Below are 12267 nucleotides of genomic sequence, written 5' to 3'. Positions count from 1 at the left end.
AGCGTGACCCAAGCAAGCCCTCTCTATGCCACCGCCATCGGTCTGCCGGAACCGACTCGCACCCCGCTGCTGACCGGCAGCGATCCCGAGCAGAAACGGCGCGAGCTGCTCACCTACTTTTGCCAGACCTTCGATCTCTACGATTCGCTGTTCGACTGTCTGGCCGATGAGCGGGCCTGGTTCAACAAGGCGATCCCGCTGCGCCATCCGCTCATCTTCTACTACGGCCACACCGCCGCCTTCTTTATCAACAAGCTGCTGGCGGCACGCCTGATCGATCAGCGGCTGGATGCCCGCATCGAGGCCATGGTCGCCATCGGGGTGGACGAGATGAGCTGGGATGATCTGGACGAGACCCACTACGACTGGCCCAAGGTTACCGAGCTGCGCAGCTATCGAGCCAGAGTCCGTACACTGGTGTGCGACTTCATCCGGCAGATGCCGCTCACCCTGCCCATCGACTGGCAGAGCCCGGCCTGGGTGATCCTGATGGGGATAGAGCACGAGCGCATCCACCTCGAGACCTCCAGTGTGCTGATCCGCCAGTTGCCACTCGCCTGGGTGCGGCCGCAGCCTTATTGGCCCGCCTGTACCGAAGCCCGCCGCCGCATTGATCAGGTGCCTGCCAACAGCCTGCTGCCGGTGGCCGGCGGCAAGGTGCGCCTTGGCAAGCAGGACGCCACCTACGGCTGGGACAACGAATATGGCGAGCGCCATATTGAGCTGGCCCCGTTTCAGGCCAGCCGCATGCTGGTGAGCAATGCCGAGTACCTCGCCTTCGTCCAGACGGGCGGCTACGGCCAGCAACAGTGGTGGGATGAGGAGGGGTGGGGCTGGTGCCAGTACGCCAAGGCGCAGATGCCCACCTTCTGGGTGGGTGACCCCGCCGAACCCGGGCAGTTGCAGCTGCGGCTGATGACCGAGCAGGTCGCCATGCCCTGGGACTGGCCGGTCGAGGTCAACCAGCTGGAAGCGGCTGCCTTCTGTCGCTGGAAGGCAGCCCGGACCGGACTCCCCATCCAGCTGCCGAGCGAGGCGGAGTGGATGCTGCTGCGCGAGCAGCTACCCGGCGATCAGCCGGACTGGACACAGTCCCCCGGCAATATCAATCTGGCCCGTTTTGCCTCCTCCTGCCCGGTGGATACCTGCCCGCAAGGGGAGTTCTTCGATCTGGTAGGCAATGTCTGGCAGTGGACCAGCACCGCCATCGACGGTTTCGACGGCTTTAAAATCCACCCGCTCTACGACGATTTCTCCACCCCCACCTTTGATGGCAAGCACACCCTGATCAAGGGGGGCAGCTGGATCAGTACGGGCAACGAAGCGCTCAAATCATCCCGTTATGCCTTCCGGCGTCACTTCTTCCAGCATGCGGGTTTCCGCTATCTGGTCTCCCGTTATCAGGAACCCGTTATCGTGAATCCCTATGAAACCGACACGCTGGTCGCTCAGTACCTCGACTTCCAGTACGGCCCGAGCCACTTCGGGGTCGCCAACTACGCCAAGACGCTTGCTGATCTTGCTGGCGAGCTCTGCAGCAACCACCAGCGGGCACTGGATATCGGCTGTGCCACCGGCCGCGCCAGCTTCGAACTGGCTCGCCACTTCCAGCATGTGGACGGGGTCGACTACTCGGCCCGCTTCATCGATGTGGCGCTGGCCCTCGCCAGCCAGGACAGCTTCCGCTACGCCATTCCGCTGGAGGGTGAACTGGTGGAGTATTGCGAGGCACGCCTGTCGAGCCACGGGCTGGGGGCGAGTCAGGCTGAGCGCATCCACTTCAGTCAGGGGGATGCCTGCAACCTCAAGCCCAAATATGACCACTACGATCTGGTGCTCGCCTCCAACCTGATCGACCGGCTGCGGGAGCCCGCCCGCTTCCTGCGGGACATCGCTCCCCGACTGCGCAGCGGTGGCCTGCTGGTGCTCACCAGCCCCTATACCTGGCTGGCGGAATATACCCCGCCCGCCAACTGGCTCGGCGGCATTCGCGAAAACGGCGAGGCGCTCACCACCTATCAGGCGCTGCAACGGCTGCTGGCGGCGGAGTTCGAGGAGCACTGCCCGCCCCGGGATGTACCTTTCGTCATCCGCGAGACCGCCCGAAAATACCAGCACACGGTGGCGCAGCTCACCGTCTGGCGCAAACGCTAATCCGCCGCTCGGCATGCAGATGAGAGGAGGGAGGCCAACGGGCCTCCCTCTTGTTATGGCAGTCAAAACGGCGCGAGTATCAATGCCCCTGCTCGTGATAGCGGCGCGCCAGCACGGCGCAGACCATCAGCTGGATCTGGTGGAAGATCATCAGCGGCAGCACCATCACCCCGACGCTGGCGGCCGGGAACATGACGTTGGCCATCGGCACCCCGTTGGCGAGACTCTTCTTCGAACCGCAAAAGACGATGGTGATCTCGTCCGCCTTGTCGAAGCCGAGGCGACGGCTGATCCAGACGTTCCAGCAGAGCACCAGCGCCAGCAAGACGCAGCTCAGCAGCACAATACTGGCCAGATCGTACCAGCCTACTTGGTGCCAAATCCCCTGTACCACCGCCTCGCTGAAGGCGACATAGACCACCAGCAGGATGGAGCTCTGATCCAGCTTGCCGATGAGCGGCCGGTGACTGTCGACCCAGCGACCGATCAGCGGGCGCGACAGGTGGCCGACCACAAACGGCAGCATCAGCTGCATCATGATGGACTGGATGGAGTGCCAGGTGTCGATCCCCTCCCCTTGCACGTGGATCATCATCCCCACCAGCACTGGCGAGAGGAAGATGCCGAGGATGCTGGAGGCCGAGGCGCTGCACACCGCCGCCGACACATTGCCCCCCGCCATCGAGGTGAAGGCGATGGCCGACTGCACGGTGGCAGGCAGGGCGCAGAGATAGAGGAAGCCGAGGTAGATAGCCGGGCTCAGCCAGCTCGGCACCAGCGGGGTGAGCAGCAGCCCGAGCAGCGGAAACAGCACGAAAGTGCTGAGCATCACCACCAGATGGAGCCGCCAGTGACCGAGGCCCGCCAGCAGGTTCTGGCGCGACAGCTTGGCGCCATGCATGAAGAACAGGAGCGCCACCGCCAGCTTGGTCAGCAGACCGAACCAGACGGCTACCTGCCCCTCGCAGGGAAAGAGGGAGGCCAGGGTGACCACAGCAATCAGCACAACAGTAAAGGGATCCAGACGCACGAAAGGTCTCCATCAGAAGGGCATCCTGCTGCCGTGACGGCAGTCAGGATTGGGGAGGACAAGAAACAGAGCGGGAGATGTCTGGCACCTCCCGCTAAAACGAACCTCCAGCTTACCCCGATAACGGAGAGGCGCAACGTTGTGCAGCGGTTAATTGTTCATCAATGCTTAACGCCTTTGCTTTGTCGAATAGCGGAAGTTGCTGACCCGCGGCCAGATAGCGCCAAACCGGCGCGAAATGGATAAAAAAACGGGCGACCAAGGCCGCCCGTCACGCTTTTTCACCCAGCCGATCAGCGCTGGCTGGCCAGCTTGCCGTTGCCGCTTTTCTTCTCATTGCTGGCGAGCTTGCGGGCCTGCCGCTTCTCGAAGCGGGAGATCCACCAGTAGGCCAGTGCCGAGAAGACCGCGGTCATAAAGACGTTGATGAAGAAGGCGCGCACCAGATCCACCCCGCTCGGGAAGGCGGAGGCGCTCATGCTCACCACGAAGATGGCGATCAGCACCGAGACCACCGCCATGCCGAAGGTGCGCGAACCCATGCGGAAGTCGCGCGGGGTGTCGTCATGTTTCCAGCGGAACACGAAGTAGGCCACCATGATGAAGATCGGCGGCAACATGGCGGTGCCAGCGGTGAGGTTGATGGCTGTGTTCATCATCTGCTGCACCGACTCGGAGCCGAAGCCGTTGACCACCAGCATCGCGAACACGAAGACAAACTGCCACCAGGCGGCGCGCACCGGCACGCCGTGCTCGTTGAGCTGGGTGGTCTTCTCGCCGTAAACCCCCTGCGGGATCTCGGAGAAGTGGATCTTCACCGGCGCCGAGGTCCACATCATCATGGAGCCGAACATGGCGATAAACAGCACCACGCCGACGAAGCGGCCCACCAGCGCCTCGGAGAGCCCGAAATACTGCGCCATACCGGTGAAGATCTCCACCATGCCGCCGGCATAGGTGAGGCTCTCGCGCGGCACGAACACGTTCACCAACAGGGAACCGACCGCATACATGGCACCGATGACGATACCGGCACTGATGATCACCTTGATGAAGGACTTCTGGCCGCCCTTCACGTCATTGAGGTAGGCCGCCGCCGTTTCGGCACCGCCCGCCGCCTGGAAGATCCAGCACATGATGCCGAGGGTCGCCCAGTTGACGGTGGGAGTCATCGCCTCCAGCGTGATGGGCTGAGCCGGCACATGATCGCCACTCAGGGCCATCAGGGCGCCCAGCACATAGATGGCGAACAGGGCAAACACACCGTAGGCCACTATTTCGGCAATTTTGCCGAGCCAGCTCGCCCCCTTGGTGGAGATATGGGTCGCCGCCGCAAACAGCACGATGGAGATGATCGAGGTGACCATGGGGGAGAAGCTGTACTCATAGCCCAGCATGGCGTAGGAGGCGTAGGCGATGACGTTGGGTAGCAGAGAGACGAACCAGAACAGGTTTACGAACCAGTAGAGAAACGAGCCCAGATAGGCCATCCGGGTGCCGAGCGGTTTTTTAAGCCAGTCGTACATCCCCGACTCGGAGTTTTTGTTGGCCGAGACGAACTCGGCGATGATGAAGACGAACGGGATGAAGTAGACGATGGTCGCCAGCAGGAAAATAGGGGCGGAGCTGAGCCCCAGCTCGATGTTGTTGTTGACGATGTTGCGCACGTTGAACACGGCGGCAAAGGTCATCGACAACAGGGCAAACTTGCCTATGGTGCCGCGTACGGATTCAGACATGGTGTCCTCCAGTGGACTCGCGCTCCCTGTGGGGAGCGCTGTGACTCTGTGATGTGTTCGGCAAGGGTCTGTCGGCCCTGCGCTTTACTCTCTTGTTATGATCGGGCCGCGTGGACGACCTCGTTGGTGAACCGGTGCAGTCTCCCGCACCGGCTCGCAATACCGTTCAGACGATCGGGGTGCCCGGCGCCATCGGCCCCCGCGGCTGCAACAGCACGCTCTGGCTCTCGTCCGGGGTCTCGGCGCAGAGCAACATGCACTCGGAGCGCTCGCCGCGCATCCTGGTGGGCTTGAGGTTGGTCAGCACCACCACCTCGCTGCCCATCAGCTCATCTTCGCTGTAGTAAGGCACCAGACTGGTGACGGTCTGCAGCGGCCGCTCGCCACCCACGTCGATCTGGACGATGTAGAGTTTGTCGGCCCCGGGGTGGCGCACCACCTCCAGCACCTTGCCCACCTTCATCTCGACCCGTTTGAATTCGGCAAACTCGATCGTCTCGCTCATGCTCTTTTCCTTTTCTGGTTCAACGGTTTGCGGGTGGCCAACGGCCACCCGGTTTGATTGGTATTCAATGCCGTGCTTATGGCGTCTGCATGGCAACCTGCGCTGCCGGCTGGGCCTCTTTGGCACGCGCTTCGGCGCTGAGGGAGGCCTCGTATCTGTTGTATTTCCACCAGGCGAAGCCGAGGAAGATCACGATCCCGCCGACGTTGTAGAAGATGATGGTCATGATGTCGGCACCGGTCGGGAAGGTGGAGGCGAGGAAGCCCACCGAGAAGATGGCGATCAGCACCGACACCACGGCGATGCCGGTGGAGCGCGAGCCCATCTTGAACTCCCGCGGCAGGTGGTCGAGCTTCAGCCGCAGATTGAGGTAGGCCAGCATGATGAACAGCGGCGGCAGCATGGAAGCGGCAGCGGTCATGTTGATGACGGTGTTCATCAGATCCTGCGCTGTGTTGGAGCCCAGGGTCGGGATCACCATCAGCGGCAGCACGATGAGGTACTGGATCCAGGCTGCACGGGCGGGCACGCCGTTCTCGTTGAGCTCGACCGTCTTCTTGCCGAAGATGCCGGCCGGGATCTCGGAGAAGAAGATCTTCACCGGGGTCGCCGTCCACATCAGCAGGGAGCCGAACATGGCGGTGAAGGAGACCAGCCCGACGAAGCGGTTCATCAGGATCTCAGGCAGACCGAAGTAAGCCGCCAGCCCTTCAAACACCTGCACCGAGCCGCCGGTATATTTCAGGGTGCCGCTCGGCACGAACACGTTGATCAACAGCGATGCGATGGAGTAGAGCACGCCGATAAAGATCCCGGCGATGATGATCACCTTCACGAAGGACTTGGAGCCGCCCTTCACGTCATTGACGTAGACCGCCACCGACTCGGCGCCACCGGCTGCCATAAAGATCCAGGTGGTGATGCCGAGGAAGGCCCAGCTGAAATCGGGGATCATGGCCTCTACCGTGATGGGATCGGCCGGTTGCACGCCGCCCACCAGTGCCGCACCCGCCAGCAGGATGTAGGAGAGGGTCAGCAGCAGCATCAGGGACGAGGTCACCGAGGTGATGGGGCCGAGCATCTTGGCGCCGTTGGTGGAGACGTAGGTGGCAAAGGCAAACAGCACCATGCTCAATGCCGTGGTCGCCACCGGAGTGAGAATGTACTCGTAGCCGAGAAAGGCATAGGAGGCGTAGGCGATGACCCGCGGCAGCAAGGAGGTGAAGAAGAAGAGGTTCACGAACCAGTAGGTGTAGGCGGAGATAAAGGCCCAGCGACCGCCGAGGGAACTCTTCACCCAAGCATACACCCCCGCTTCGGAGTTCTTATTCAGTGACACAAATTCCGCAATGATCAGGCAAAACGGAATGAAGTAGAAAATGGTGGCCAGAAAGAACATCGGGGCGGAGGCCAGACCGATCTCGATGTTGTTGTTGATGACGTTGTTGAAGCTGAATACCGCCGCGAAGGTGAGCGACAGCAGACCAAACTTGCCTATCGTATTGCGTTTGGAATCAGACATGGTGCATCTCCAGACCTGTAGTTATTGCCGCGAAAGGGCGGGGCATGATTTGTAGGGTGAGCCCCGCCCTTCCGGCTTTTATCAGTGCAGAACCGGCGGCTTGTTATTTGTTCTTGAAGTAGCCGCCTTCGACGGTGACCTTGATGATCACCTTGCGCACCGGCGCATCGCCGACGAAGCGGTAGGCCTCGTCGTTCTCGAAGATCACCACCTGCCCATTGCCGACCTGCTGGCGCTCACGCACCTCGCCTGCCAGCCACTCGCGGTCGGTGGTGTCGTCATAGGCCTGCTCGACCCGCAGCTCGCTCTTGGCTGCCCACTCCACCGTCTCTTCCCCTTCCAGGTAGTAGTGAACGTCGAAGTAGCGGCGCTGCCCCTCGAACAGTGAGGTGGCCGGGCTGGCCCCCTCCTGCAAGCGGTAGGTGAGGGAGTCACCTATGGAGTGGCAGATACCGGGTTTGAGGTTGGCCAGGTTGTTGATGGCCTCCACGCAGCGGCCCCACTTCTTGCCCTCCCGGTAGATGTTTTTGAACAGGGTCAGGTTGTCCAGGGTGATCATGCGAGGTTCCTCCCGCCGTTGATGGTGAGATCGAGCCCGGCCAGCGCAGCCGGATTGAGGTTGCCACGGGCGATGGGCAGCAGGGTCAGGCCGAAGCTGAATGGCTCGAAGCGCACCCGCCAGGAGTCCAGCACCTCGGAGCCCCAGGAGTTGGAGCCGAGCCCCAGCACCTTGTGATCCAGATTGAGGGTGAGATAGCCACAGGGTTCCAGCTCGTTGATGTGCTGCGCCGCGTGGATATGCTCCCAGCTGTAGGGCCAGACGCTCAGGTTGATGGGGGCATCGGGCCGGACGTAGAGACCGGCGCCGTGGCGGTTGGTCAGGGTCGCCCAGCGCACCTGCTGGCGGTTGCCGTTGTCTTGCGGGAAGGGGTAGTGCTCCCACATCTCGCCGACTGTGCTCTGGAAGCTGTCGATCCAGTTGCTCTGGCGGCTGTCCTGATAGTTTTCACCCGGCCCCATGCCGTAGTAGTGCACCCTGTCGAGATCCTGACGAATGCCCAGCTCGAAGCCGATCTTGGGGATGATGTCGTCATAACCGCCGTAGGGCTGACCGGACAGCGCCACATGCAGCTGGCCGTTCGGGCTCAGGGTGTAGACGTAGCGGCAGCGCATGCCGAAGTCGAACACCGGCGGCGCGATCAGACTCTCCACCGTCACCTCGACCGCCTCGCCCAGCTGACGCCAGCTCAGAGTGCGGAAGTGCTCCTGCATGATCTGCAGGTGGTTCGGGTGCCACAGGCTCTCGTACTCCTGCTTGTGGTTGTCGATCATCGGCTTGAAGAAGGTGAGGCGTGGGGCTCGCTCGATGAGCTCGATACCATCCTGCTGCCAGCTCACCAGCTTGCCGTCGAGGCGCGAGAAGCGCAGGGCAAAGCCGCTACCGCTCAGGGTCAGCGCGAGGCGCTCGTCGGCAATCTGCAACGCAGTCGCGTTGGGATAGGCAAAGGGCTGCAGCTGGCGAGTCGATGCCTTCAGTTGGAACTGGTACTGGCCCAGCTCGTGCTCCGCGGCACTGTAACGGGTGGCGGTGGTCTTGATGACCCGCAGCTGGACGAAAGTTTCCCGCGTATCAAGCGTGGGCAGTTCGAGCTGCAGCTCTGTGGTGGCACCGGGGGCAACCCCCTCCAGCCGAATTTGCTGGCTGGCCAGCAGCTCGCCTTCGGCCTTCACCTCGACCAGCAGACGGATGTCGTCGAGATTGGAGAACCAGTAGCGGTTTTCCACTTCCAGCTTGCCGCTCACCAGATCCAGGGCGCGCACCTTGACCGGGCAGATCACCTGCTTGTATTCGCGCAGGCCCGGCCCCGGGGTCTGATCCGGATAGATGAGGCCATCCATGCAGAAGTTGTAGTTGTTGGGGTAGTCGCCGTAGTCGCCGCCGTACTTGTAAACGGGGCGGCCCTGCTCGTCCTGATCCAGAATGCCGTGATCGCACCACTCCCAGATGTAGTGGCCCTGAATGTGGGGATGACGGTCGAACACCTGCTGGTATTCGCTCAGGCCACCCGGGCCGTTGCCCATGGCGTGGGCGTATTCGCAGAGGATGCGCGGCTTCGCCATCGGGAACTCGCCAAAGCAGTTCATCTGGGAGACGCGGGAATACATGGTACTCACCACGTCCACCACCTCGGCATCGCGATCCTCTTCGTAGTGCACCAGGCGGGTCGGGTCGATCGCCTTGCAGCGCTGGTACATGGCTCTGATGTTGCAGCCGTAGCCGGACTCGTTGCCGAGCGACCAGATGATGATGGAGGGGTGGTTCTTCTGGGCGTGCACGTGGCGCTCGATGCGATCCACGAACACCGGCTCCCAGAAGGGGTCATCGGTGATGCGGCTGAGATCGCCGACGTTGGCAAAGCCGTGGGTCTCCACGTCGGTCTCCGCCATCACGAACAGACCGTACTGGTCGCACAGCTCGTAGAAACGCGGGTCGTTCGGATAGTGGGCGGTACGTACCGAGTTGAGGTTGTGCTGCTTCATCAGCACGATATCGCGTTCAACACGGTCCATACCGACTGCGCGGCTCTTGAGGTGGTCGTTGTCGTGACGGTTCACCCCGTGCAACTTGAGATAGTGGCCGTTGACGTAGAAGAGGCCATCCTTGACCTTGATCTCACGCACCCCGACCCGCTGCGGGATCACTTCCAGCAGCTCACCCCGACCGTTGTAGAGGGAGAGTTGCAGCTGGTAGAGGTAAGGATCTTCGGCGCTCCACAGATGGGGATTGGCCAGATCCAGCGTGAAGCGGCAATCACACTTGCCGTCGATGGCGAGATTGTCGAGTGTGCCACTGGCGATCTCGCTGCCCTGATCCAGCAGCGACCAGACCAGACGGTGATCACGGACAGGCGCCCCCAGATTTTCCAGCTGGATATCGCAGCTCAGGGTAGCGCTCAGATTGTCATCGGCCAGCGCGGTGCGGATGAAGAAGTCCTGCACATGGGCGGCCGGTTTGCCCACCAGATAGACGTCGCGAAAGATCCCCGCCATCCACCACATGTCCTGATCTTCGATATAGGTGGAGTCGGCCCACTGCATCACCCGCACCGACAGCAGGTTCTCGCCGATGTTGGCGTAGGCACTGATATCGAACTCGGCGGTGAGGCGACTGCCCTTGCTGAAACCGACATAGTGGCCGTTCACATAGACCTCGAAGTAGGTCTCTACCCCGTCAAACTTGATGATCACCTGCTCGCCGTCCCAGGCCGGGCTCAGCGTGAAGCTGCGCTGATAGGCGCCGGTGGGGTTGTTGGTCGGCACGAAGGGGACGTCGATGGGGAAAGGAAAACCTTCGTCGGTGTACTGCAGCTGGCCATGTCCTTCCATCTGCCACATGTTGGGCACGGTGATCTGGCCCCACTCGCTCATGGGGCTGTGATAGAAGGCCTCCGGCACCTGCAGGGGGTGGTCGAAGTAGTGGAACTGCCACTGGCCGCCAAGGCTCAGAAAACGGCGGCTCAGCTCGCGCTGCATGGTAGCCGCCAGCCCGTGGTCGGCATAAGAGAAGAAGTAGGCACGCGGGGCCAGCCTGTTTTCACCTACGAATTGGACGTTTTCCCAGTTATTCACATGTCCTCCCGGAACAAGGCAACGTTAACTGGGTAAACTCTAGATAAACATTTACTAAATATCAGCTTTGGATAGGTAAAGTTTTAACCTGATCACAATGAACAGATGGTTTTGTGAGCGAGATCAGAAGCGGGAGATAAAGGAGGGCAAGATATGGATGAGTGGCATGGATGTTGATAAGAGTTGGCTGATTAGCAATAAAATCAACTATAAAACAATATGATATGAAGTTACTGGATGATATGGGAAAGAGGTTTGCTTGGGAGATGTGTCGCACCACCGCAAGATGGCGCGACTAAAAAGCAGAATGTTTTACTAAAATCAGCGAGTGGTGCCACGCAGGGTCAACTTGCTCGGCACCAGCACCCGAAGTGGAATATCACGCTCGTCACGCAGCCGTTCGACCAACAGATTGACCCCCTGGGAGCCCATCAACTCGGAGTGGATCCGCACTGTAGAGAGCGGCGGGAAGGTGAACTTGGCGGTTGGAATATCGTTGACGCTGATAAGCTCAATTTGCTGGGGAATCGCCAGTCCCTTCTCATGAATGGCACGCAGCACGCCGATGGCGATGGAGTCGGAGGCAACGAACAGCGCCTTGGGCCAATCCCCTGCCAGCATCTCCTTCGCCAACTGGTAGCCGGAGGCACTGGAGAAGTCCCCACGATAGAGGTCGTTCTCTTGCACCACCCCCAGCCGCTGACCATAATCCCGGAAGGCCAGTTCGCGCAGATCCGGATTCTCATCCTGGCCACCGATATAACCGATGCGCTGGTGTCCCTGAGCGATGAAGTAATCGACGACCTGCTGGCTGATCAGGGCGAGATCCACATCGACCGAGTCGAACTCTCCCTGTGAACGGCAGTCGACAAACACCAGCTGGCTGGAACAAGCCCTTAGCTGGACGAGACGTTCGGCTGTGAGTGTGCCGACAACCAGAATGCCATCCACGGCGCTCAGCTCGCGCCCTTCACCACAGTTGTAGAGATGAGTCAGCTCGATATTGAGGCGGGCACTCTGGGTCTCGATGCCATAACGGATAGCGAGATAGTAAGGATCGTTGACCTCGGTACTCTGGGGATAGGCATAGACCACCAGAAAGTGCAGCTTGCTCTTGTGTACCCCCTTGCGGGCGCTGCTGGTTTTGTACTCCAGCCGTTCGGCAATCTCGAAGATCCGCTGCTTGGTCTCTTCCTTGACGCTCAGGCTGGGATCCTCGTTCAGTACCCGGGATACCGTGGCGAGAGAAACCCCCGCTTCCTGTGCAATTTCCTTCAACGTAGCCATCAATACCTCGCTGGCAGCATCACGTGTTAATCGGCAACGGCTAAAGAGTAACGGGCAATCCCTTGATAGCCCAGCACTTTTACTAAAATGCCGACGGCATGTCAGATTTTTGGAACGCAGAAATGCAAAAAGGCCTCCCGAATGGGAGGCCTCTTCTAAATAGGTGCCTGACAGTGTCCTACTCTCGCATGGCGAATGCCACACTACCATCGGCGCTACCGCGTTTCACTTCTGAGTTCGGCATGGGATCAGGTGGTTCCACGGCGCTATTGCCGTCAGGCAAAAGCTTTTAAAACTAACTTAAAAATGGTGCTGATACCCAGAATCGAACTGGGGACCTCATCCTTACCAAGGATGCGCTCTACCGACTGAGCCATATCAGCACACTAACCGGTAAAGA

The 12267-nt window shown here is 60.6% G+C and carries 8 protein-coding genes, 1 tRNA gene and 1 rRNA gene; 1 reads left to right on the top strand and 9 read right to left on the bottom strand.

The window, feature by feature from the left end; all coding sequences use genetic code 11:
- The first annotated feature begins 3 nt into the window (after positions 1–3).
- Positions 4–2154: a 5-histidylcysteine sulfoxide synthase gene (ovoA, locus tag AB5Y67_RS19135; RefSeq protein ID WP_199427671.1), complete on the top strand. Its 2151-nt coding sequence runs from the start codon at positions 4–6 to the stop codon at positions 2152–2154.
- Positions 2155–2233: 79 nt separating this feature from the next.
- Here ovoA and AB5Y67_RS19130 read toward each other — a convergent pair whose 3' ends face one another.
- From AB5Y67_RS19130 to AB5Y67_RS19090, 9 genes are all read right to left on the bottom strand, one after another.
- Entirely contained in the window at positions 2234–3184 is a 951-nt protein-coding gene (locus AB5Y67_RS19130) for a bile acid:sodium symporter family protein (RefSeq protein WP_058056266.1), read from the bottom strand.
- Positions 3185–3477: 293 nt separating this feature from the next.
- A complete protein-coding gene (locus AB5Y67_RS19125; RefSeq protein WP_199427670.1) occupies positions 3478–4923 on the bottom strand; it encodes an amino acid permease in 1446 nt (481 codons plus the stop codon).
- A gap of 166 nt (positions 4924–5089) precedes the next feature.
- A complete protein-coding gene (locus AB5Y67_RS19120; protein WP_069529761.1) occupies positions 5090–5428 on the bottom strand; it encodes a tRNA-binding protein in 339 nt (112 codons plus the stop codon).
- Positions 5429–5504: 76 nt separating this feature from the next.
- Positions 5505–6950: an amino acid permease gene (locus tag AB5Y67_RS19115; protein ID WP_199427669.1), complete on the bottom strand. Its 1446-nt coding sequence runs from the start codon at positions 6948–6950 to the stop codon at positions 5505–5507.
- 103 nt (positions 6951–7053) lie between these two features.
- The gene (locus tag AB5Y67_RS19110; protein ID WP_073348616.1) at positions 7054–7509 is read right to left on the bottom strand and encodes a beta-galactosidase subunit beta; all 456 of its coding nucleotides are present in this window, start codon (positions 7507–7509) and stop codon (positions 7054–7056) included.
- Positions 7506–10580: a beta-galactosidase subunit alpha gene (gene ebgA / locus AB5Y67_RS19105; RefSeq protein WP_199427668.1), complete on the bottom strand. Its 3075-nt coding sequence runs from the start codon at positions 10578–10580 to the stop codon at positions 7506–7508. Before ebgA ends, AB5Y67_RS19110 begins: the two co-directional genes overlap by 4 nt.
- A gap of 321 nt (positions 10581–10901) precedes the next feature.
- Positions 10902–11867, bottom strand: coding sequence for a transcriptional regulator EbgR (gene ebgR / locus AB5Y67_RS19100; protein ID WP_019446210.1), 966 nt, complete (start codon positions 11865–11867; stop codon positions 10902–10904).
- 165 nt (positions 11868–12032) lie between these two features.
- Positions 12033–12147: ribosomal RNA gene (gene rrf, locus AB5Y67_RS19095) — 5S ribosomal RNA — on the bottom strand.
- A 27-nt stretch (positions 12148–12174) separates the two neighbouring features.
- A tRNA-Thr gene (locus tag AB5Y67_RS19090) sits at positions 12175–12250 on the bottom strand.
- Positions 12251–12267 lie beyond the last annotated feature (17 nt).

The organism is Aeromonas sp. s12, assembly GCF_040907925.1.
Classification (GTDB): Bacteria; Pseudomonadota; Gammaproteobacteria; order Enterobacterales; family Aeromonadaceae; genus Aeromonas; species Aeromonas veronii.
The sequence above is the reverse complement of the archived record's forward strand: the minus strand, read 5'-3'. Positions and strand labels throughout refer to the sequence as shown.